This is a genomic window from Kushneria phyllosphaerae (genome assembly GCF_900312995.1).
Classification (GTDB): Bacteria; Pseudomonadota; Gammaproteobacteria; order Pseudomonadales; family Halomonadaceae; genus Kushneria; species Kushneria phyllosphaerae.
Genome location: NZ_ONZI01000003.1, coordinates 110,819 through 133,037, shown reverse-complemented (window position 1 = coordinate 133,037; position 22,219 = coordinate 110,819). Strand labels below are relative to the sequence as shown.

17 protein-coding genes and 1 tRNA gene are annotated in these 22,219 nt (G+C 59.9%); 10 read left to right on the top strand and 8 right to left on the bottom strand.

Annotated elements, in window-relative coordinates; genetic code table 11:
• Positions 1–156: 156 nt before the first annotated feature.
• The gene (gene ffh / locus KSP9073_RS10545) at positions 157–1,587 is read right to left on the bottom strand and encodes a signal recognition particle protein (RefSeq protein ID WP_108842939.1); all 1,431 of its coding nucleotides are present in this window, start codon (positions 1,585–1,587) and stop codon (positions 157–159) included.
• A gap of 262 nt (positions 1,588–1,849) precedes the next feature.
• Here ffh and KSP9073_RS10540 point away from each other — a divergent pair, with 262 nt between their 5' ends.
• The 5 genes from KSP9073_RS10540 (at position 1,850) to KSP9073_RS10520 (ending at position 6,530) form a co-directional block, all read left to right on the top strand.
• Positions 1,850–2,644, top strand: coding sequence for a cytochrome C assembly family protein (locus KSP9073_RS10540; RefSeq protein ID WP_108842938.1), 795 nt, complete (start codon positions 1,850–1,852; stop codon positions 2,642–2,644).
• 99 nt (positions 2,645–2,743) lie between these two features.
• Positions 2,744–4,039 (top strand): HlyC/CorC family transporter, encoded by a 1,296-nt coding sequence (locus tag KSP9073_RS10535; RefSeq protein WP_108842937.1) that lies wholly within the window; start codon positions 2,744–2,746, stop codon positions 4,037–4,039.
• A 154-nt stretch (positions 4,040–4,193) separates the two neighbouring features.
• Entirely contained in the window at positions 4,194–4,523 is a 330-nt protein-coding gene (locus KSP9073_RS10530; protein WP_133241013.1) for a PepSY domain-containing protein, read from the top strand.
• Between the two features lie 10 nt (positions 4,524–4,533).
• Positions 4,534–5,214 carry a response regulator transcription factor gene (locus KSP9073_RS10525; RefSeq protein ID WP_108842935.1) on the top strand — a complete coding sequence of 227 codons (681 nt, stop codon included), beginning with the start codon at positions 4,534–4,536 and terminating at the stop codon, positions 5,212–5,214.
• Positions 5,214–6,530 (top strand): sensor histidine kinase, encoded by a 1,317-nt coding sequence (locus KSP9073_RS10520; protein WP_108842934.1) that lies wholly within the window; start codon positions 5,214–5,216, stop codon positions 6,528–6,530. Before KSP9073_RS10525 ends, KSP9073_RS10520 begins: the two co-directional genes overlap by 1 nt.
• Positions 6,531–6,556: 26 nt before the next feature.
• Here the strand turns inward: KSP9073_RS10520 and KSP9073_RS10515 are convergent, their stop codons facing one another.
• Both KSP9073_RS10515 and KSP9073_RS10510 read right to left on the bottom strand, forming a co-directional pair.
• Positions 6,557–8,488, bottom strand: coding sequence for an MFS transporter (locus tag KSP9073_RS10515; protein ID WP_108842933.1), 1,932 nt, complete (start codon positions 8,486–8,488; stop codon positions 6,557–6,559).
• A 17-nt stretch (positions 8,489–8,505) separates the two neighbouring features.
• Positions 8,506–9,120, bottom strand: coding sequence for a TetR/AcrR family transcriptional regulator (locus tag KSP9073_RS10510; protein WP_108842932.1), 615 nt, complete (start codon positions 9,118–9,120; stop codon positions 8,506–8,508).
• A gap of 205 nt (positions 9,121–9,325) precedes the next feature.
• Between KSP9073_RS10510 and KSP9073_RS10505 the strand changes: the two genes are divergently transcribed.
• Together KSP9073_RS10505 and KSP9073_RS10500 are read left to right on the top strand one after the other, a co-directional pair.
• A complete protein-coding gene (locus tag KSP9073_RS10505) occupies positions 9,326–10,024 on the top strand; it encodes an SOS response-associated peptidase (protein WP_108842931.1) in 699 nt (232 codons plus the stop codon).
• 70 nt (positions 10,025–10,094) lie between these two features.
• Positions 10,095–12,845 (top strand): insulinase family protein, encoded by a 2,751-nt coding sequence (locus tag KSP9073_RS10500; RefSeq protein WP_108842930.1) that lies wholly within the window; start codon positions 10,095–10,097, stop codon positions 12,843–12,845.
• Positions 12,846–12,958: 113 nt separating this feature from the next.
• On the opposite strand, the gene sbcB is transcribed toward KSP9073_RS10500, so the two are convergent.
• The 4 genes from sbcB to minC all read right to left on the bottom strand — a co-directional run bounded on the left by sbcB (position 12,959) and on the right by minC (position 16,339).
• Positions 12,959–14,425, bottom strand: a complete 1,467-nt coding sequence (gene sbcB / locus KSP9073_RS10495) for an exodeoxyribonuclease I (protein ID WP_165814255.1) — start codon at positions 14,423–14,425, stop codon at positions 12,959–12,961.
• 75 nt (positions 14,426–14,500) lie between these two features.
• Positions 14,501–14,755 carry a cell division topological specificity factor MinE gene (gene minE, locus KSP9073_RS10490; RefSeq protein WP_108842928.1) on the bottom strand — a complete coding sequence of 85 codons (255 nt, stop codon included), beginning with the start codon at positions 14,753–14,755 and terminating at the stop codon, positions 14,501–14,503.
• The gene (gene minD, locus KSP9073_RS10485) at positions 14,752–15,570 is read right to left on the bottom strand and encodes a septum site-determining protein MinD (RefSeq protein WP_108842927.1); all 819 of its coding nucleotides are present in this window, start codon (positions 15,568–15,570) and stop codon (positions 14,752–14,754) included. Before minD ends, minE begins: the two co-directional genes overlap by 4 nt.
• 43 nt (positions 15,571–15,613) lie before the next feature.
• Positions 15,614–16,339, bottom strand: coding sequence for a septum site-determining protein MinC (minC, locus tag KSP9073_RS10480; protein WP_108842926.1), 726 nt, complete (start codon positions 16,337–16,339; stop codon positions 15,614–15,616).
• A 246-nt stretch (positions 16,340–16,585) separates the two neighbouring features.
• On the opposite strand from minC, the gene KSP9073_RS10475 reads away from it, so the two are divergent.
• Both KSP9073_RS10475 and KSP9073_RS10470 read left to right on the top strand, forming a co-directional pair.
• Positions 16,586–19,357 carry a DUF349 domain-containing protein gene (locus tag KSP9073_RS10475; RefSeq protein WP_108842925.1) on the top strand — a complete coding sequence of 924 codons (2,772 nt, stop codon included), beginning with the start codon at positions 16,586–16,588 and terminating at the stop codon, positions 19,355–19,357.
• A gap of 38 nt (positions 19,358–19,395) precedes the next feature.
• Positions 19,396–19,472, top strand: a tRNA-Met gene (locus tag KSP9073_RS10470).
• Between the two features lie 608 nt (positions 19,473–20,080).
• Here KSP9073_RS10470 and KSP9073_RS10460 read toward each other — a convergent pair.
• On the bottom strand, positions 20,081–20,824 hold the full coding sequence (locus tag KSP9073_RS10460; RefSeq protein ID WP_108842923.1) for a class I SAM-dependent DNA methyltransferase: 744 nt from the start codon (positions 20,822–20,824) through the stop codon (positions 20,081–20,083).
• A 450-nt stretch (positions 20,825–21,274) separates the two neighbouring features.
• Between KSP9073_RS10460 and KSP9073_RS10455 the strand changes: the two genes are divergently transcribed.
• The gene (locus KSP9073_RS10455; protein ID WP_108842922.1) at positions 21,275–22,210 is read left to right on the top strand and encodes a tetratricopeptide repeat protein; all 936 of its coding nucleotides are present in this window, start codon (positions 21,275–21,277) and stop codon (positions 22,208–22,210) included.
• The last annotated feature ends 9 nt before the right edge of the window (positions 22,211–22,219 follow it).

Genomic DNA, 22,219 nt, shown 5'->3' with positions numbered 1-22,219 from the left:
GCGCAACATCCTGATCACTTGCACCTCCGGAAAATTCATTCCGGAAAACGCCGTGCGCAGGCGCGCCGCTTCTCGAAGACGCGGTATTCTACGGGAAATTTCAAGGCTTGGGAACTGCATAAATGCAGTTCCCAGGCAAGCGAAATCGGGCGTTCCTCAGCGACGCGGGAAACCGCCCGAGCCCCCCATGCCGCCGGGGCCACCCATTCCTCCCATACCGCCGCCGGGGCCGCCCATGCCGCCACCGCCCATCATGGAGCTCATGCTGCGCATCATTTTCTGCATGCCGCCCTTCTTGCCCATCTTTTTCATCATTTTCTGCATCTGCTTGTGCTGCTTGAGCAGACGATTGAGGTCCGGCACGCTCGTGCCGGAACCCGCACAGATACGACGCTTGCGGGACCCATTGATAAGATCCGGTTTGCGGCGCTCTTTCGGCGTCATGGAATTGATCATTGACTCGAGCTTGCCAAACTCCTTCTCGCTGGCCTGCCCCTGCGCCATCTCGGCCATCTGTCCCATGCCGGGCAGCTTTTCAAGCAGACTGCCCATACCGCCCATGTTCTTGAGCTGCTGGAGCTGGTCGCGGAAATCCTCGAGATCGAAGCTTTCGCCCTTCTTGATCTTTTTGGAGAGCTGGTCGGCCTTGTCGCGGTCGACCTTGCGCTCGGCTTCCTCGATCAGACTGAGCACATCGCCCATGCCGAGGATGCGCGAGGCCACACGGTCCGGATAGAAGGGTTCGAGGGCGTCGGTCTTTTCCCCCATGCCCATGAACTTGATGGGCTTGCCGGTGATATGACGCACTGAAAGCGCAGCGCCCCCGCGGGAGTCACCGTCGGCCTTGGTCAGGATCACACCGGTCAGCGGCAGTGCTTCATGGAAGGCCTGTGCTGTGTTGGCAGCGTCCTGACCCGTCATGGCGTCAACGACGAACAGCGTTTCCTGCGGCGAAATGGCACGATGAAGATCGCGAATCTCGCCCATCATGGTCTCGTCGATATGCAGGCGCCCGGCGGTATCGACCAGCACCACATCAAAGAACTGAATGCGGGCATGACGAATGGCCGCTTCAGCGATCGCGACCGGCTGCTGCTCACTGGTCGAGGGGAAGAACTCAACACCGACTTCATGGGCCAGCGTTTCAAGCTGGTCGATGGCGGCCGGACGATAGACGTCCGCTGACACCACCAGCACCTTCTTCTTTTCACGCTCGCGCAAAAAGCGGGCCAGTTTGGCGACGGACGTGGTCTTGCCCGCCCCCTGCAGACCGGCCATCAGGATGATGGAAGGGGTCTGCTTGAGCTCGAGCGGCACGTTGCCCTCGCCCATGGTGGCTTCCAGTTCCTGCTGGACGATCTTGACGAACTGCTGGCCCGGCGAAAGGCTTTTGGATACTTCCTGACCCACGGCGCGCACGCGCACTCGCTCGACAAAGTCCTTGACCACGGCCAGCGAAACGTCGGCCTCTAGCAGCGCGCGACGGACTTCGCGCAGGGTATCCTTGATGTTCTCCTCGGTCAGTCGTGCCTGTCCGGTCACGGATCTGAGCGTATGGGAGAGACGATCTGTCAGGTTATCAAACATGAGCTTCTCCGATGGTGCAGCGGCGGCGGCAGAAACGTGAGAGGCGCCCATGCCGAGACCGGAAAATGTTGGTGCACATTATAACGGTTCAGGGGACTGCCATGCACCAGCCTGACAAGGATTCGTGCTGAAGGCGGGCAAGATACCCCGGTGATGCCCGGTTTCGATCGAGGTTGGCTCCCGGTATAGTAGTCCAACCCCGTGATCTGCATCACGACGCGCACGCCGGGTTCGCGATTTCCATACGGATTGTCACATAACGATGCTCACGCTTTTTTCTGCCCTTGTGGCAGTCGTGTTTTATTGCACCGCCGCCTGTCGCCAGATGCTGTCCCTGACCCGGCGCCTGCCTCTACGCCAGGGGCTGGTCAATGCCGCCAGCGCGCTGGCTGTCATCGGCCACGGTATTGTGGTCTATACCACCCTGCGCGCGCATGAAGGCCTGCATCTGGGGATTTCCGAGACGGTCTCGCTGGTCTTTTTCCTGATTGCCACCCTGCTGTTGCTGGCCAGCATCAAAAAGCCGCTGATGCCGGCCGCCGTAGGCCTTTATCCGCTTGCCGCCCTGAGCGTGATCGGTGCCGTCGGCTTTCCACAATCCAGCATCGAATATGGCTTTACGCCAGGAATGCTGACGCATATCGCCACCTCGGTGCTGGCCTATGCGCTGTTGATCATGGCCGCCGGCCAGGCCGTACTGCTGGGCGTGCAGACGCATGCGCTCAAGCACAACCACCTTCGAGGCATCATTCAGGTTCTGCCGCCGCTGACGACCATGGAGCGGCTAATGTTCGAGCTGATCATCTATGGCATGGTGTGCCTGACCGCCTCGATCATCAGCGGCTTTTTGTTCATCAACGATCTTTTTGCCCAGCATTTGGTGCACAAGACCGTGCTGTCCCTGCTGGCCTGGGTGCTTTTTTCAATCCTGTTGTGGGGACGCTATCAGCGCGGCTGGCGCGGTCTGTGGGCCATTCGCTGGACGCTGGGCGCCGTCATCGTGTTGATACTGGCCTATTTCGGCACCAGGCTGATCGTACAGTTGCTGCATGGGTAGACCGGCCTTCATTCAGGCAGCCCCTGCCAATGCCGCCTTGACACCCATGCCACAAATTCCTAAAAACGACCGACAACCGATTCCGAGGATCCACCGACCTTGAGCGATGACACTCCCCTGGGGCTGATGTTTGCCCTGCTCGTGCTGCTCATTATCCTGTCTGCTTTTTTCTCGAGCTCGGAAACCGGCATGATGTCCATCAACCGCTACCGGTTGAAGCATCAGGCCAATACGGGACACAAGTCCGCCAAACGGGTGCTGCGCATGCTGTCGCGCCCGGACCGTCTGATCGGCGTCATCCTGATCGGCAACAACTTCGTCAATAACCTGGCCGCCTCGATCGGCACCATTATTGCGATTCACTTTTTTGGCGATGTTTCCGGCCCGGCCATTTCTACAGCGATTCTGACCCTGATCGTTTTGATCTTTGCAGAAGTCACGCCCAAGACAATGGCTGCCCTGCGGCCTGAAAAGATCGCCTTTCCCGCCTCGCTGATTCTCGAGCCCCTGCTGCGCGTTCTTTATCCGCTGGTCTGGCTGGTCAATGGCATTTCCAACGGCCTGCTGCGCCTGGCCGGTATCCGCGAGATCGATGGCAGCGCCGCCCACCTGACCCGCGACGAACTGCGCACGGTCGTGCATGAAGCCGGCACCATGATTCCACGCCGGCACCAGACCATGCTGCTGTCGATCCTTGACCTGGAAAATGTCACGGTCAACGACATCATGGTGCCGCGTCACGAGGTGGTCGGGCTCAATCTTGAAGATGATCTGGACGCGCTGCTTTCGGAGATCCGTACCAGTCAGCACACGCGAGTGCCGGTCTACAAGGGCGACATCAACAACATCATCGGCATCCTGCATCTGCGTAACGCGGCACGCATCATGTCCCAGCCCAACGTCAGCAAGGCCTCCATCGTGCAGGAAGCACGCGAGCCCTATTTCGTGCCGGAATCTACCCCACTGCACACCCAGCTGCTCAATTTTCAGCAGCAAAAGCGCCGTATCGGCATTGTGGTCGATGAATATGGGGATGTGCAGGGGCTTGTGACACTCGAGGATATCCTCGAAGAGATCGTGGGCGAATTCACTACCGATATCGCCGATACGCATCAGGAGATTCATCAGCAGGATGACGGCAGCTATATCATCGATGGCACGGCCAATATTCGTGAGATCAACAAGGTACTGGGATGGCAGTTTCCGACCAGCGGACCCAAGACGCTCAATGGATTGATCCTGGAGTATCTGGAGTCCTTCCCCGATGCCCCTGCCAGCCTGGAGATCGGCCCTGTTCGCCTCGAGATCCTTGAAATCAGGGAAAACCTGATCACGTCAACGCGCTGCTGGCAGACCCAGCGACGTACAACACGCGCCGGTGATGCTCGCCAGTAATCCCGGACCAACACATGCCACAGGCCCGCTTTTGGGATTGAATTAAGCCTGTTTTGTTAAGTTGCGCGATATCCATGATGGTCGTTCCAGGAACGCATGATGATATCGCTCACTTTCTCGCACGATGCTTGTGCAACAGGTCAACATGATGTTCATGGATAGCATTCGACGATGCCTATCGCTTCTTTGCTGTCTGATGATGCTCCCGACGCTCACGGCAGCGGCCTGCGCCTGCCCCAAGGAAGGTCAGGATGTGTCTCAGGATGAAGTGCTGCAGATGACCGAGAATGGCCATATCGAACCCTTCCCGGCCATTCTCGAGAAGGCACGCGAATACCGCAGCGGCAAGCTGCTTGAAGCCAAGCTCGACTGTATCAACCAACGTTATGTTTACGAGATCGACATGCTCGATCATGATGGACAAATAAGGGCGCTTCGATTCGATGCCGTGACCGGCAGGCACCTGGATCTGGAAGAAGATTAAAGGGGTAACCATGCGGCTGCTATTGATTGAAGACAATGTCCCGCTTGCGGACGAACTGACTGCCCTGTTTACCCAGAACGGCTACGCCGTTGACTGGTGCACGGATGGTCGTGACGCTGCGGTCATGGCCACCAGCGAACCCTTTGACATCATCATTCTTGACCTGGGGTTGCCCGGCCGTCCGGGCCTGACGCTGCTGGAACAGTGGCGCGCCGACGGGCTGGACACGCCCATTCTGATTTTAACGGCCCGCTCCAGCTGGAGTGAGCGGATTACCGGACTGCGTGCCGGAGCCGACGATTACCTGCCCAAGCCCTTTCATCCCGATGAACTGATTTTGCGTCTTCAGGCACTGGTGCGCCGCCGTCACGGCCAGCGCCCCTCTCCGACCATCTCGGTGGCAGGGGTCGTGCTGGATGAAAACGGCCAGAGCGCATGGCGCACATCCAATGAAACGCCGGTCAATCTGACCCGTGCTGAATTTGCGATTCTGCGCTATCTCATGCTGCATCCCGAGCACGTCATCGCCAAGGACCGCCTGCTCGATCACCTCTACGACAGTGAGCATGATCGCAATCCCAACGTGGTCGAGGTGCACATCAACCACCTGCGCCAGAAGCTGGGCCGCGGTGTGATCGTCACCCAGCGGGGCCAAGGCTATCGTTTCGGCGGTGACAGCGTCGTCGCCTGATGTCACTGACACGTCGTCTTGATCTGGGTCTTCTGGCCTCGGTACTGGTGGTCATGCTGCTGCTGGCTCACGGCAGCGTGGTGCTCTTTGACTACGTCCTGCGTGACTACCTGACCGAACGACTGCGCGAGGATGCTGAAAGCCTGGCAACCTTGCCGGTCGACCGGGACCACCAGGTCCAGATCGATCCGCTACGTCTTCGCGCCTCCTTCAATCAGGTGTATTCGGGTCAGTACTTTGTCATTGATATCGACAACACCATCCACCTGCGCTCCCGCTCGCTCTGGGATCACCGGCTCAAGCCGGTAGAGGGCGATACTGCTCAGATTCGGGAAGGTCCGGAGAATCAGTCCCTGCTGGCCTGGACGGGGCAATACCATCGCGGTCAGCACCACTTCACCATTACCACGGCGTTGGATTACAGCACTGTCACCCGACGTCTGGACTGGCTGCGCCTGTGCATCTGGGGCCTGGGCGGCGTCATGGCGATTCTACTGGTGTTCATTCAACGCCGCGTGATTCGCCTGGGACTCATGCCACTGGAAAAATTGCAGCGCGAACTGGCGCAGCTGCATGAAGGCAAGCGCATGGCGCTGGAAACCCGGGTGCCGGATGAAATTGCCCCGTTCGTTGAAGAGCTCAACCATCAGCTGGAGCGCATCGAGCGCGTGCTCAACCGCTCTCGTGACGGCATAGCCAACCTGGGTCATGCCCTCAAAACTCCCTTGTCCGTCATGGAAACCCAGCTGGCGCGGCGTGAGCTTGAGCAGTTTCCCGACCTGCGTCGATCCTTGCAGGCCCGGCTGGATGACATCCACCGCCTGGTGGAGAAAGAACTTCAGCGCGCTCGACTGGATACCGGCGAAGTCTCTGCCGCGGCGCGCTTTCAGCCTGACAGCGACATTCAGCCTCTGCTGGAGACCCTTCGCGAGATTCACACCAATGTCGCCTTCATCAATGAAAGCGCACTCCTGTCACCTCTGCCCTGGGATCGTGACGAGCTGCTGGAGATTCTGGGCAATCTTCTGGATAACGCCGGCAAATGGGCCCATGGCCTGGCCCGACTAACCATGTCCTTTCAGGAGGGGCGGTTCGTCATGCTGGTCGAGGATGACGGGCCCGGCATCCCGCCGGATCAGAGAAGCCGGGTGATGGGCCGGGGCACACGTCTGGATGAGCAGGTGACCGGCCACGGCCTGGGGCTGGGCATCGTGGAACAGATTGTTCATCACCACGGCGGGCAGATTCATCTCGGTGAAAGCAATCTGGGCGGGCTGGCCGTGACCGTTGAACTACCCACCCCGCTGACGGCCTGAACCGCCGGGCGCCGCCGCCCACCTTTCTAGCGCGGCGCCTGTCCCGTGGCATCATCGTCCTGCGTCAGCGTGTCCGGTGCGCGAAAGGGCTTGTTGTTGGCGTAGCCATCAATACTGGTCTTGAGTGCACCAACGCTTGTCTGTAACGATTCGCGCGTGACGGTCCGGGAGTCAACCGGCGCCCCGAAGCTCAGGCAGACCCTGGCTCGAAAACGTCTGGGCATTCCCTTGAACGGCAGGCCATCGTAACGCGACGACCACGACCCCCAGAGCCCGGACAACGCAGCCGGCACAACCGGCACCGGGTCACGCTTTAAAATCAGGTCAATTCCCCGGCGAAACTCGTTCATGTGACCCGTGCGGGTCAGACGTCCCTCGGGGAACAGCATGACCACCTCTCCATTTTGCAGCGCCTTGCTGACCATATCCAGCGCCCGCCGCATGCCCTTGGGGTCACGGCGCTCAGAGGCCACCGGAATGGCGCCGGCCATACGGAAAAACCAACTGAGCCCGGGCGACTCGTAAATGGGCTTGTCCATCAAAAAGCGCAGCGGGCGGGGGCTGGCGCCACCCATGACCAGTGCGTCCATGAAGCTGACATGGTTACAGACCACGATGGCGGCGCCTTCATCGGGAATATTTTCAATCCCCCGGATGCGCAGGCGATACCACATGTGCACCAGCACAAAGATACTGATGCGCATCATGGGGCGTGCCTGCAGCACGGCACAGACCAGTGCCGTGATCAGGGAAATGACCGCCAGCGATGCAAAAAAGGTATGCAGGGAAACTTCGAGCACCCCGATCATCACGGCGCCAAAGGCCGCCGACAGCACCATGAACAGCGCATTGAGAATATTGTTGGCAGCAATCATGCGTGCCCGGTGTTCATCGCTGCTGCGCATCTGCACCAGCGTATAAAGCGGAATGATATAAAGCCCGCCACCGATTCCGATCAGGGTCAGGTCAAGCAGCATCCACCAGAAACGCGGCATGACCACAAGATCCGCCAGCGTATTGATGCTGCCGCCCAGGGCCGGGTGCACGGCAAAATCAAGGCCCGCCAGCGCCAGCACGAAGGCCCCGATGGGCACCAGCCCCACTTCCAGCCGGCCAGCAGACAAGCGGGCACAGACCAGTGACCCCAGCCCTACACCTACGGCAAAGGCCGCCAGCAGCATGGTGACGGCCCCGGCCTGACCGTGCACGACATGGCTGGTCCAGAGCGGCAACTGCGTCAGGTAACAGGCCCCCAGAAACCAGAACATGCTGATCCCGATCAGGGCCCGAAAGATACGCGGCGCTCGCCAGGCCGCCGACAGCACCTGCCAGGAGCCTCGAAAGGGCTGCCATTTTAACTGTCCACGGGACTGGGCCGGCGCCGGGGGGACCAGCAGCGCTGCCCCCAGCCCACACAGGGAGACCACCACCAGCGTTGCGCCGATCAGCACACGGGCATGACTGCCCCCGAGCGCCATGAGAATGCCGGCGCCGAGTGTTCCCAGCAAAATGGCCAGAAAGGTCCCCATCTCGACCCAGGCATTGGCCTGAACCAGCTCGGTGCGCTGAACATGCTGGGGGAGAATGGCGTATTTGACCGGGCCGAAGAGCGCCGACTGGGTGCCCATCATGAACAAAAGCCCCAGCAGCAGGGCGTAGGCATCCAGCCAGATGGCCAGCGCCGCACAGGTCATGGTGGCCAGTTCCAGCCACTTGAGCGCAATAATCAACTGTCGCTTGTCGCGATAGTCGGCAAGCTGCCCACCCCAGGCGGAAAACAGCAGATAGGGAAGAATGAAAAGTGCTGCGGCCAGATTATTGATCAACCCGGCATCCCAGCCCAGCCGAGGCACGGCCACAAAGGTCACCAGCAACAACAACACGTTTTTGAAAACGTTATCGTTGAAGGCGCCCAGCGCCTGAGTCCAGAAAAAGGGCGCAAAAAAACGACTGCGCATCAGGCTCAGGACATTTCTCAATGCTTGCCTCCCCCGGCACGCAACCCGGCCAGAATGGTATGCAAAAGCTGATCCAACAGTTCGGTCACCTCAAGTGCCTGCCCCTGGCCATAGCCCAGACGCTGATTGAGCCCCAACTGTACAAGACCATGCACGCTGCCCCAGAGGGTGCGCGCCAGACGGCTGGCTTCAAGGTCGGCAATATGCGGCTGCACTTCCTTGAGTGTGGCCTCGACCCGCAAAAAAAGCGCCTCGATCATTCGTCCCTGTCGGGTATCGAGCTCCCCCTCTTCGGCCAGCGGATAATCAAACAGCAGCTGCCAGCGATGGGGATAGCTGTGGGCGAAATTCCAATAGGCTCTGGCCAGAGCGCTCAGACGCTCATCAGGCGTCCCGGTCTGAAAGGTATCAATGTGGCCCTTGAGGCTATCGAGCGTTTCAAGGTTGACGTACTGAAGCAGATTGTTGAAGCTGCCATAGAGCTTGAGCAACGTACTGGGCGCACAACCAACATCGCGAGCAATGGAGCGCAGGGACAGGGCATGTATGGGATGATCCTTGAGCCAGCTGTCGCATGCCGCCATGACGCTGGCATGCAGCTCTTCCGGTGAATGCTGTCTTGGGCGCGCCATGAAAATTCCTGCCTGTTATATTTTGTGATCGAACACTGTTTTCATACAGCATATCCAGCCTGTTTTCAAAAGCAAGAGATATTACCGATGCCGAAAACATGCAGGCTGTAAACAACGCTTATACGCGGACACATGATATTTCAAAGCTTTCCTTAGCAAGGCGTTCATATCCTTCACCATTTTCATGTTATCAGGGGAGATTGCCATGGCAGGGCGCTTGTACATTGAAGCACTGAATACTGCCCGGCTTCTCGACGACCTCGTCATCGACAGCCCCATCGTTGCCAGCCCCAATCTTGCCCCCAGACACTGGCTGTCAATGCTTCGCCTGGAACAGGGCCACACTCATCTGGGCCGTGCCTTCTGGGGCATGACGCCTTCCTGGCTCAAGGTCCTTGACCACGCACCTCACTGCGCGCGCGCCGAATCCCTTGACGAAAGACGCATGTTTCGCGAAGCCTTCAGCGCCCGACGCTGTCTCATCCCGGTGTCCGGCGTCTATATCTGGAAACAGCTGCCGCGGCAGAAACAGCCCTTTCTGGTCACCCGGGTGGACCGCGAACCCTTCATGCTGGCAGGCATCTGGTGTCGATACATGACCGATACCAAAACGGCGTTTGATTCCATGGCGCTTGTCACTGTGGAGGTTGATGCACCGCTGACGCCACTGACCGACCGCTTCCCTGCTGTCATCAGCGCCGAACAGGCCGCTGCCTGGCTTTCTCCCGAGACGCCACTGGCACAGGCGCGCGAACTTCTCACACCGGCACCGCCTGCCCTGCTCGGCGCCTTTCCGGTCGAGCGGCTGGTCAATGACCCGGCCAATCAACACTGGCACTGTGCACGCCCTACCGGACACATGCTGACGGCCACACGCGGCGCCATTCCCGCCACCGGGTACTAGCCGGTACACCAGACACCTTCAAGTGCACAGGGCGACCCTGACCCTGATCACGCGAGCGACGTTGATACCCATGACCACAAAGACTTCTTCCAGCAATGGACAGGACATCCGCATCATCCCGGGCCCGGGCGATAGCGCCGACTACCAGGCACTCTCGCTCGACAACGGTCTGCAGGTGCTGCTGGTCCATGATGCAAAAGCCGAACGTGCCGGCGCTGCCATGAATGTGGCCACCGGCAGTGCGTTCAACCCTGAACGCTTTCCGGGGCTGGCCCACTTTCTGGAACACATGCTGTTTCTGGGCACCGACCTTTACCCTGACCCGAATGACTATCAGCAGTTTCTGGGCGCCCATGGCGGCCATCACAACGCCTTTACCGCGCCGCGCGATACCAATTACTTCTTTGACATTGCACCAGAGGCTTTTGCTCCGGCCTTGACACGCTTTAGTCGCTTTTTTATTGCCCCGACGCTCGATGAGGCTTATGTCGAGCGCGAACGCCATGCCGTTAACGCCGAATATCAGGCACGCCTGCAGGACGACGGCCGCCGCATCGAGGATGCCCTGAGCCAGGCGCTCAACCCGGCGCATCCCTATAACCATTTCAGCATTGGCAACCTCGACACCCTCAGGGACCTCCCCGAACAAACCCTGCGCGATGCTCTCGTGGCCTTCCACGAAGCACACTACGATGCCAACACCATGTCACTGGCCCTGATCGGTCCGCAGTCCCTGGACACCCTGTCGGCCCTGGCACGTGAGCACTTCAGCGAGGTTCCCGACCGGGGCCTGACCCGGCGCACCATTGACCAACCGCTGATACTCGATGAGCAGCTGCCCACGGCCATGGCTGCGCAATCGCTGGATCAGCAGCACCAGGTCCGCTTTCTCTTTCCCATCCCCGACCCCGAACAGGACTATCGGCTCAAGCCGGTCTCGTTTTTGTCCCACATGATTGGCCATGAAGCGCCCGGCAGCCTGCTGGCCTGCCTTCGACAGCGCGGCTGGGCGGACGGACTCTCTGCCGGCAGTGCCCGCGGTGATGGCCGGCGCGCGCTTTTGATGGTCAACATCGAGCTTACCCCCCAGGGCAGCGAGCATCTCGACGAGATCCAGACCGCGCTCATGGCCTGGATTGAGCTGATCCGGGAACGGGGCGTTAAATCGTGGCGCTATGACGAGCAGGCCCGCGTGGTCGAGCAGCAATTTCGCTTTCAGCAGCGTCAGGCGCCCGCCCAGCTGGCCACGGCGCTCTCGGTGGCGATGGCGCGCTACCCCCTCCAGGAAGTACGCCGGGCCGGCTTTTTGATGGAGAGCTTTGATGGTGTCCGTATCCATGACTATCTCAAGGATCTGAAGCCTGACAATCTGCTGCGCCTGTATACCGGCCCGGAAGTCACCGGCGAGCTGCGCTCTCCCTGGTTTGACACGCCATGGCAATACCAGCCTGTTTATCAGGGCCAGAGGGAGACCGCGCTTGAAGGCTTGGCACTGCCGCAGGCCAATGCGTTCATCGCCCGGGATCTGGACATGATCAACGACGGGAGCACCGAGACCCGATGCCTTTTGGACACCCCGGAACTGGATCTCTGGCTGCATGCCACGGGCGCCTTTGGGGCACCGCGCGTGGAATGGCGCATCAGCCTGCAGAGCCCACACGCAGGTGAGCGTGTTCAACAGCTGGTCATGACCGAGCTACTGGCACGCTGGCTGGAAGACAGCCTGTCCGATGCGCTCTACCCGGCTCGACTCGCCGGGCAGGGAATGAGCGCCCATGCCCACGCACGCGGCATGACGCTGTCCTTTTCAGGCTGGCGAGATCGTCAGGAGCTGGTGATGACGCAGGTGCTTGAACAGCTCATGCAGGGCGAGATGAGCACTCACCATGTCCAGCGCGTGCGTCGCAGCCTCAAGCGGCGCTGGCAGGATGAGCCCGGTTCAGCCCTGCACGAGCAGCTCAATCGTGCGCTGCTTCAGTCGCTGATCACGCCGAGCTGGACCAGTGAGGCACGGCTGGCAGCACTTGAGGAGATCACCCCCGAGACGCTGCGGGAATTTCGCCATCAGTGGCTTGGTGCGCTGCACGTACAGGCGCTCGCCGCCGGCGACACCAGTGCCGAACATGCCCGAGAGCTTGGTGAAACCCTCAGGGCGAGGCTGTCACCCCGGATACCGCTGGACGCCATTCCTGAACTGAAAGTGCTGACCGCGCGTGCCACGCCGCCGTTGCTGCGCCCACAGAGTCGACGCGGCGATTCGGGCATGCTGTATTACCTGCAGGGCGAGGGCCACACACTGGAAGATCAGGCCCGCCTGGCCATTCTGGGACAGATGATCAGCGCGCCCTTTTTCAATCAGCTCAGAACCGAGCAGCAGCTGGGCTATGTGGTTGCAGCACGCTATCAGCCGCTGATCGAAACGCCTGGACTGGCGCTGCTGGTGCAGTCACCGGATCACGACACGACGACCCTGCGTTCACGTATCGAGCAGTTTCTGGCAGGTTTTGACGAGACCGTCATGGGTATGGAGGACGCAGAAATCGAGGCCTATCAGCAGGCAGTGGCCGAGCGCCTTGTCGAGCGGGAGCAGCGTCTGGGCCAGATCACTGCCCGTCTGTGGCAGGAACTGGCACACGGCTGGACCGGCTTTGACCGCCGTGAACAGCTGGCAGAGGCCGTCAAGCGGCAGCGAAGCGAACAGCTTCAAAGCGCCTGGCAGGCACTGCGATCACGTCCGATACTGGTTGCAGGGGCCGATGACGGGATAGCCGCCAATATAGTGGATGCGCCCTGGCAGCCGTTTCTGGTCACTACCCCGTAGCGTTGAGGCACTGCGCTACAGCGTATTAAAAAAGGGCGCCTCAGGAGAGGCGCCCTTTTCCCTTATCAGAACACGGCGCTCACGCCAGCGCCCTTCACAAAAGCGTCGCGTGCCTAACCAAAGGCCTGCGGCGGCATCATGGCCTCAACGTACATGACAAGCTCTTCAATGCACTGACGCTCACGATCGCTCATGTGGGCAAGCTCTGCGTTGATCCGTTCGATCTCGCGGGCAAAACCGGTCAGCGTCATGGCGGCCACCTTCGGGTCATTCATGCGCTCCCAGCGATCGCTTTCCCAGCGCGTGCTTTCCTCCGAGGTCAGCACTTCAGGGTAGTTACGCGCCTTGTAGCGAAAGAACATCTCTTCCAGACGAGGGTCCTGAAAAGAGGGCTGCAGCGCCTCGAGCGTTTCGACCGGGGTCTGGCGAATGCGCCCCATTTCGCGCTTGTCACTGTTGGAGAAAAAACCGCCCGAATACAGCATCAGATCAGGGTCGGCCGGCGGCTCCGGCGGCGCACCGCTGAACGCCTGCGCCACGCGCGTGGCGATATCGGCGCTGCCCGCCAGCTGCTGCCAGTGTCGCTCGGCGGCTTCCCGGTCGATGCCCAGACGTTCGGCCACGGCGTCATCCACGGCCTTGATCGGCATCAGCACCGGGCTGCGGTTGAGATGAATGACCTTGAGCGGGATGCGCGACGTTCCCTCTGCCAGCTCATCGGCACTGGCAAAGACGCGTTCGGCGATGGCCTCGGGGCTCAACTCGAACAGCGGTGTCGGGTCCATGGCCAGATCCACCACGATCACCCCGTTGGGGTTGGTCGGGTGCATGGCCAGCGGCGCGATCAGGGCACTGCAGCCCCGACTGGCCGGATAGCGCCGCGAAATATGCAACATGGGCTTTCTGGTGTTGGTATCGAGCAGCGAGGCGACCCGGCGCTTGTCGCGCAGGCCCAGCAGATAGTCAAAAAGCTTTTCGTTGCGCGCGCGCAAAAGCTTTGCCAGTTCAATGGTCGCCCGAACGTCGGCCAGCGCATCGTGGGCATCGCCGTGCTCGATACCATTGGCGACGCTGAGCTTCTCAAGCTTGAAGCTGGGGCTGCCGTCTTCACGTTTGGGCCACTCGATCCCTTCCGGGCGCAGCGCATAGAAGGCGCGCACGGCATCGATCAGGTCCCAGCGCGAATTACCGTTTTGCCACTCGCGGGCATAGGGGTCGATAAAGTTGCGATAGAACAGATGTCGCGTGACCTCATCATCAAAGCGCAGCGAGTTATACCCCAGCGTGCACGTGTCACTCTGTTGCATCATCTCCAGAATACGCCCGGCAAACTCGGTTTCGGGCACGCCGCGACGCGAGGCCTGCTGCGGGGTAATTCCGGTCAGAAGACACGCCACCGGCTGAGGCAGATAGTCATCACTCTGGCGGCAATAAATGACTTCGGGCTCACCAATCTCATTGAACTGCGCATCGGTTCGAATGGCGGCAAACTGGGAAGGACGATCACGGCGCGGGTCGGCACCGAAAGTCTCGTAGTCGTGAAAGAGAAAGCTGACCGACAAGGCAGTGGCTCCAGACAGGGATCACGGGGGTAAACAACCAATAGCGCCCCTTCAGTGACACACATCACTGAAGGGGCGCACGAAAGCAAGGCGTTAACCGCGGTTGGGCAGGGTTACATTGAGCTCCAGCACCGAACAGTCATCTTCGCTGTCCAGACTGATATTGATGGCGTCCTGGTCGACCTGAACATAGCGACGGATCACCTCAAGAAGCTCACGCTCCAGCATCGGCATATAATCAGGCTGGCCTCGCTGACCACGCTGATGGGCCACGATAATCTGCAGTCGCTCCTTGGCGACCGAGGCAGATTTCTTGCGCTCACGCTTTAGAAATTCCAGTAATTTCACCGACGCCCCCCGCCGAAGATCCGACTCAGAAAACTTCTCTTTTGTAGTAGATGAAAGCGTAGCGGCTTTTCATCCCCCAAAAGCCTGGCCACGGTATCACTATAGGCCTGACCGGCGTCGCTGTCCTGATCATGCGTCACCGGTACCCCGGAGTTGGACGCGCGCAGCACCGCTTCGGATTCCGGAATCAGACCGATCAGCTTGATCGCCAGAATTTCCTGGATATCTTCAAGATTGAGCATATCACCGCTATCCACCCGGTTGGGATCGTAGCGGGTAATCAGCAACCGCTCAATTACCGGATCCTGATTCTGCTCGGCGCGGCGGGTCTTGGAGGCCAAAAGCCCCAGAATGCGGTCGGAGTCACGTACCGAGGAGACTTCCGGGTTGGTCACCACGATCGCCTCATCGGCGAAATACATGGCCAGCTGAGCGCCGCGCTCGATACCGGCCGGCGAGTCGCAGACGATATAGTCGAAATCTTCCGACAGCTTTTCAAGCACCTGCTCGACGCCCTCAAGCGTCAGGGCATCCTTGTCACGCGTCTGGGAGGCCGGAAGAATGTAGAGGTTGTCGGAGCGCTTGTCGCGGATCATGGCCTGATTGAGCCCCGCCTCGCCCTGAATGACATTGACCAGGTCGTAAACCACACGACGCTCACAGCCCATGATCAGATCGAGATTTCGCAGGCCCACATCAAAATCGATGACGACGGTCTTGTTGCCTCTCAAGGCCAGACCGGTAGCGATGGCTGCCGCGCTGGTGGTCTTGCCGACCCCGCCCTTTCCTGATGTAACGACGATGATCCTGGCCAAAATGCGCTTCCTGTAACTGTTGCGTTGTAAGGGGGCTTCGCGGTCAGACGAGTGCTTCTATGGATAACTGATCGTCTCTCAGTCTGACCTGAACCGTCGTATTGAGCAGTGACGGATCGATATCCTCAAGGCGCTTGTAATTGCCCGCCACTGACAGGAGTTCGGCATGCAGCTCATGACAGAAGATACCGCACTCACGATCACCGTGAATGCCTGCCAGAGCACGACCACGCAGCGGTCCGTACACGTGGACGCTGCCGGCTGCCAGCACCTCGGCACCGGCATTGACGGCGCCCACGACCACCAGATCGCCCTCGGCGGCACTGATCTGCTGTCCCGAGCGCACCGTCCCTCGAAAGATACGACCGCCACTGCCGGCTTCTGCCAGCACGGGCGCTTGCGGCGCAGGCGGTGTCACGGAGGCCAGCGTACGTGCCTCGCGTGACTCCTGAGGTGGAAACCAGCCCAGCCCCAGTGCCCATGCCGACTGCTTGATACCTTCGCTGCCGCCCCTAACTGCCACCGGCAGCAGCTTGTGCGAACGGCACACGGCGCAAAGACGCTCCAGCGCCAGTGAGGTATCATCAAGTTTTTCAACACTCAACACCACTGGCGTATGCTGAAAAAAAGCCGGCGACTGGCTCAGCTTGCCTGCCAGTTGCGCACTGACACGTTCGGGGTCAGGGCTGTTAAGCTCCATGACCGTCATGGGCAGCATGCCGCCCTTGAACGTGAAGGCAGTGGCCGTCTGATCCACCTTGAGACTCATGCCCGGTTTCCTGTCGGATAATGAATGAACGCCCTGAGCGATGATAGCGTTTCCGCTTAACGATCATACGGTGTGTGCCGGCGTCTGTCAGGTGTCGCCAGTTACCGACGCCTTCTGAAAGAAGCCTTGTCGTAAAGGGAACCCTACGCCACACGTGTATAGGCCTGTTATCATTCCTCCAACGTCAAAACGCTCATATCGCCCGGTACTCAGCCACCGCCAGTTGCCTGGAAAGACATCGATCTCATGCCCGGATTTCTACAACGTCTGTTTGCGCCACGCTGGCGTCACAATGATCCCCGTATCCGTCAGGAAGCCATTGCCGGCCTGACGGTCGAGCGCGATCGCGAAAAACTCGAAACCCTGCTTCATGACGACAACATTGAAGTCCGTCATGCCGCCCTCGCCCGTCTGGCCACGCCAGAGCGTTATCAGACGCTGCTGGCCACGCTTGAGCCGGGCGATCCGCTGTATCGCACGCTGCTGGATACGCTCACCGGCAAGGAGCGCACGCTTCTGTCGCTGGAGCAGCGTCTTCAGGTAGTGGAAACGCTCGACGATCCCGCCCTTGTCACGCACATGGCCACGCACGCCGACAATCAGCAGTTGCGTCTGGCGGCTCTGGCCCGCATCAGCGATGAGCAGGCCCTGATCGAACAGGCTTGCCAGAACTCGATTGCCGGCGTACGCCAGGCCGCTGCCAGTCGCATCGACAGCGACGAGGGCCTTGAGCGTCTGGCGCGGGAAGCACGTCGCGACAAGCAGATCATGCGCAGCGCGCGTGACCGGCTCAACCAGCGTCGCGATCAGCGCCGCGAGCAGGATGCGCGTCAGCAGCGGCGTGACGATCTGATTGCTGCCATGACCCGACTGTCGGATCAGCCATGGGAGCCCATGCTGCCGGCACGTTACCGCCATCTGGTACGCGAGTGGCGTTCACTGGCCGAAGATGCAGACGAATCACAGCGCCACCGGTTTCATCAGGCTGAACAGATCACCAGCACACGCGTGGTGGAGCATGACAACGCCGAGCGTGAAGAGCGGGCGCGCGAGCAGGCCATGGACATGGCCCGTCGCGACAGCCAGCGCATCATTGGCTCACTGGAACAGGCCCTGAAGGATCTTGAGCATCACGCCACACTCGACGCTCAGGACGTGGCCCAGCTGCAGGCGCACTTCAGGCTGCAGGCCGAACAGTGGCGCGATCTTACCGACCGCATTGCGCCGAGCCTGGAGGACCAGAAACGCTTCGAGGCACTGCTCCACAAGGCCAGCGAATTGACCGGCGCCTGGCAACGCTTTGAAGAACATGAGCAGGCATTGCGCGGCGCCATCGACAGCCGCGACTTTCAGGCCATTAAAAGGTTGACACGTACCATTGCCTGGCCGGAGGGGCTGCCCTGCCCGACGCTGCTCACGCATCTTCCCGAACCCGCAGCCCCGACCGACAGCGACTCGGCGCCGCGCAATACGCTTGATCCCGACCAGTTCCAGCAGTCGCTTGATCAGCTGGAAAGCCAGCTTGATCGCGGTGAACTTCAGGAAGCCACGCGCCTGCTTGACAGCCTGATGCAGCGTCGTCAGCGCCTTCCCTCGGATCAGCGCGACCGCTTGCAGGCCCGCCTTAACCAGCTTGGCCAGCGCACCCATGAGCTGCGTGACTGGCGCAACTTTGCCGCAGCCCCCAAGCGCGAACAGCTGATCGAGGGCATGGAAGGCCTTGCAGCAGCAGACATGGACGAGCCGGCCCGGGATCAACAGCACCGTCGTCTGGTGCGCGACTGGAAGGCACTGGGAGATGCAGCAGCCTCGCGCGAGCGCTCCACCCGCTTTCGCCAGGCCTCGGATCTGGTCCGCGAACAGCTGGCCGGCTTTTATCAGCGCCGTGACCAGCAGCGTGAAACCAATCTCGCGGAACGGGAAAGGCTCTGCGAGCAGCTGGAAACGCTGATCAGCCACAAGGCAGCCACTTCAGACCCCGACAGCCTGCGTACCATTCGCGATCGCGCCAGAGAAGCCTGGCGTCAGTGGTCCCCCGTCCCCCGGGATCGAGAGAGCGAACTGCGTCAGCGCTTTACAAGGTCGCTACGCGCCCTTCAGACCCTGATCGATCAGCAGGCCCGCTCTGTGGCTCAGGCCAAGCAGGCACTGGTGGACGAGATTCGCGAGCTGGAAGACGCCGATATTGATGATGAGCGTCGAGCTGATCAGGCCAAGGCCCTGCAGACCCGCTGGCGCGAACTCGGCCGCGCCCCGAGAGGCGAAGAGCAGGCCCTGTGGCGCGCTTTCCGCCAGCACTGTGATGCCATCTTTGAGCGTCGCAACGCTCAGCGCAATCAGCAGCGCCAGCAACGTGACAGCCGTCTCGATCAGATGCAGGCCCTGATCGACCGGCTGGATCAGTGGTTCCCTGCCACCGCCGCCGACCAGACCATCCTTGCTGACGCCGAACGCGAAGCCGATGACCTAATGCCTCTGCCCAACGGCCCCCGTACCGGTGGCATGCTCAAGCGCTGGGAAGGCATTCTGCGAGATCGTCGAGAGCGGCTGGATCGTCTGGCCCTGGGCACACTGGCCGAACGCTGGCAGCAGTGGCAGCCGCTGCTTGAGGCGCACGTGGCCGCAGACAGTCGCGCACTCCAGGGCGAACCTGCCGACAATGTGGAGACGTCCCTGACCCTTTCTTCTCAGGCGCTGGAAGCGCACCGACTGCGTAATGATCGCCGCGCAAGCGGTGAGCAGGCCAAGGCCCGGGAGTGGCTTGAGCACCTGCGCGTGCACCTGTCTGTTCTGGTGGATGCACCGCTGGGCAGCGAAGACTCCTCGCGCCGACTGGATGTGCAGGTGGCGCGTCTTAACGATGCCATGGGCAACATGCCAGAGCCCATGGAAGAGATCGAGCAGCTGCAGTGCCGGCTGCTGGCCAGTGGCCCGATCGATCAGGAGGACTGGCAGCGTATTGCACCGCGCCTTGAGTCTCTCATGGCGATGTTGCAGGAATTTGACACAAACGATTGACACCACGACAAAATCGCGTAAGATGCACAGCACGTCGATGCGGGGTGGAGCAGCCTGGTAGCTCGTCGGGCTCATAACCCGAAGGTCGTCGGTTCAAATCCGGCCCCCGCTACCATCGACTATTAAATTGCAAAAGCCGACCTCAGGGTCGGCTTTTTTGCGTCTAGAGATCAGGGGCAGTTTGTGGCTCAGGATGAAAGCGGTCGTCGGTTCCCTATCGTTTTAACACCGGCGGCCCCCGCTACCATCGACGATCAAATTGCAAAAGCCGACCTCAGGGTCGGCTTTTTTGCGTCTGGAGATCAGGGTCAGTTTGCGGCGCAGGATGAAAGCGGTCGTCGGTTCCCTATCGTTTTAACACCGGCGGACCCCGCCACCCTCCACAGGGCAGTCGGTTATCCCGTCATCCTGGCCCTGCAGTCATGATCCATCCATGCCGAGACTGATACGTTGCCTCGGTAATCAGGTCTGCTTCCGGCCTTCAGATCAGCGACGATTTTCTTTTGCCATGAAGACACCTTGATGCCAACCATGGTGCAGAGCATGATAATTGGTTCAATCGTTCGCTTCTTTCACCATGCAGGTTAAAGCCCGTATCCTGGCGATTCAGATTTGATGAATGCCGGCATCTGACCGCCAACGCTGAGCAAGGGCATGGACTTCTGTACTTATCTCAACCACACAACCATTCCCTGTCACAAATGGCCGTTATCTCATACATCGTCAAATCTTTACACAAACAAAAACCGCATTCCCGGAGGTCCCATCCCAGGGGATGATTTTCTCATAATCATGCGCCAGAACATGAACCTCAAAGTACGGCTGCAACAGCGTCTGTAACTCGTCAAAACTGATAGCCACCATCGGATGTTCGTCATGCCATACCTGGCGTTCATCAGCGGTTATTTTTTCAATGCGAAGTTTCAGCGACTGTCGCTCGCCCTCCCCGACATAATGCCAGCACGAACTGAAGTTGAATAAACCTTCAGGGTGATTTGCGATGTGCGATACAAATGAGTTGTTGTCGATAGCGTTCTTGTCGACTGCGTTGAAGCAGAAAACGCCATGATCGACCAGTGCGCCATATACGCTGGCGATACAGGCCTTCAGCCTTTCAACGCTTGCGCTGTAATGAATGGAATACAAAAAGCAGGTAATAAGGTCGACCGGCTCTTCTACCGTGAAGCTGCACATGTCCTGCAAGGAGAACCGTGCCTCCGGGCAGCGAATGGAGGCTCTATCCAGCATGGGCTGATTGATGTCCAGCCCGGCGCTTTGATAGTCAGCATCAATAAAATGCCGGACATGCGGCCCTGTTCCGCAGGCAAGGTCGAGATGCCTGTCTCCGCCATTCCCGAATAACTGATACAGCCGATGAACGCAGTGGCTTTGCGCCTGATAGTCGATATCGGCGCACATGAGATCGTAGTAACCCGACAGGTCGGTATAAAGGGCGTTGCCGGGCATGATGACCTTGAGTGCAGCATTGAGGGGCGCACATCATATCCGAAGCGGGTCATCGCAAGAATGGGCGCTGTGGAAGTAAATCGCCCTTTTCAAGCCTATTGCGCGCGATAGCAGGCTTGACTCACATTGCCTGGCGCGCTCAGAGCAACAGGCTGGATGTCTTCTGGCTTGACGTTTAAAGAATCTGTCATCCACGCCCTGCGCCGTAACCCTGGCAAGCAGCGCGCCTTCAGATCATGTTCACAAGAAGTGTTGAGGTCCTCTCCTGTTGATCAGAATCATGGCGCTAACCCTGTCGGTCGCATGGTATTGCTCCCTGCCATGTCACTGTCCTGATGAATGTTTCCTCCACCCCATTTGACCAGGCGTCTTGAATTCGCCCCCTGCCAGCGCCATAAACTCCTATATTCGAACGGATCATGAACCCCCTTTTAGCGAGAGTTTGTCATCATGCAGATCGTTGATCCCAAAACCGGTCAACCCATGGGCGGGCCGTCACAACAGCCCGGCCAGAGCGCCGGCGGCAGTGCCGATGCCTCGCAGTTTATCGTTGATGTCGACATGTCCAATTTCCAGCAAATCGTGCTGGAAGGCTCCATGCACATTCCGGTGGTGCTGCAGAGCTGGTCGCCGCAGAGTGCCTCCTGCAAGACCCTGATGTCGGCGCTGGAAAAACTGGCTCATGAATATCAGGGCACCATTGTTCTGGCCAGGCTCAATATCGACGAGCAGCAGAAGATTGCCGCCCAGCTGGGCATTCGCGCCGTCCCTGACGTCAAGATGATCATTCAGGGTCAGCTCCATGATCAGCTTCATGAGGCACTGCCGGAGCGTCAGCTGCGCGAGTGGCTTGGCAAGCATGTCACTGCCCCCGAAGGCGGCAGCGAAAGCCTCGAAGAGCAGGCCCAGAAGGCCCTGGAAGCCGGCGACACAGCTATCGCCCGCGCGATGTTCGAACAGCTGATCAGCGAAAATCCCGATGACCACAGCTATCGCATCGACATGGCCGGTGTCATGACCCGTGAAGGCAACTTTGATGATGCCCTGAGCATCCTCGATGCCCTGCCGCCGGAGCATCGTGATGGCGTCAAGGCACGTGGCGTGCGTGCCCGAATCGATTTCGCCCGCGAGGCCCTGTCACCGGAAGACGTCGAGGCCATGGCCGAACGCGATGACAGCGAAGCACAGTTTCAGCGCGCCCTGCGTGCCGTAGCCGATGGCGACTACGAGCGGGGCCTTGAGGGTCTGCTTGAGCTGATGAAGCGTGACCGAAGCTACGGTGAAGACGCCGCGCGCAAGACACTGCTGCGCGTCTTTGACGCCCTCGGCGGCGATCACCCGCTGACGGTGGCCTACCGTCGTCGCATGTTCACGCTGCTGTACTGATTGGCGCTG

Bases quoted from the DNA above. Each gene is read 5' to 3' on its own strand.
- KSP9073_RS10525 (WP_108842935.1), top strand. From the start codon at position 4,534: ATGCGGCTGCTATTGATTGAAGACAATGTCCCGCTTGCGGACGAACTG.
- KSP9073_RS10515 (WP_108842933.1), bottom strand. From the start codon at position 8,488: ATGCGCAGTCGTTTTTTTGCGCCCTTTTTCTGGACTCAGGCGCTGGGC.
- KSP9073_RS10540 (WP_108842938.1), top strand. From the start codon at position 1,850: ATGCTCACGCTTTTTTCTGCCCTTGTGGCAGTCGTGTTTTATTGCACC.
- KSP9073_RS10520 (WP_108842934.1), top strand. From the start codon at position 5,214: ATGTCACTGACACGTCGTCTTGATCTGGGTCTTCTGGCCTCGGTACTG.
- KSP9073_RS10510 (WP_108842932.1), bottom strand. From the start codon at position 9,120: ATGGCGCGCCCAAGACAGCATTCACCGGAAGAGCTGCATGCCAGCGTC.
- KSP9073_RS10460 (WP_108842923.1), bottom strand. From the start codon at position 20,824: ATGCCCGGCAACGCCCTTTATACCGACCTGTCGGGTTACTACGATCTC.
- ffh (WP_108842939.1), bottom strand. From the start codon at position 1,587: ATGTTTGATAACCTGACAGATCGTCTCTCCCATACGCTCAGATCCGTG.
- KSP9073_RS10475 (WP_108842925.1), top strand. From the start codon at position 16,586: ATGCCCGGATTTCTACAACGTCTGTTTGCGCCACGCTGGCGTCACAAT.
- KSP9073_RS10455 (WP_108842922.1), top strand. From the start codon at position 21,275: ATGCAGATCGTTGATCCCAAAACCGGTCAACCCATGGGCGGGCCGTCA.
- KSP9073_RS10500 (WP_108842930.1), top strand. From the start codon at position 10,095: ATGACCACAAAGACTTCTTCCAGCAATGGACAGGACATCCGCATCATC.
- KSP9073_RS10505 (WP_108842931.1), top strand. From the start codon at position 9,326: ATGGCAGGGCGCTTGTACATTGAAGCACTGAATACTGCCCGGCTTCTC.
- KSP9073_RS10530 (WP_133241013.1), top strand. From the start codon at position 4,194: ATGGATAGCATTCGACGATGCCTATCGCTTCTTTGCTGTCTGATGATG.
- minC (WP_108842926.1), bottom strand. From the start codon at position 16,339: ATGAGTCTCAAGGTGGATCAGACGGCCACTGCCTTCACGTTCAAGGGC.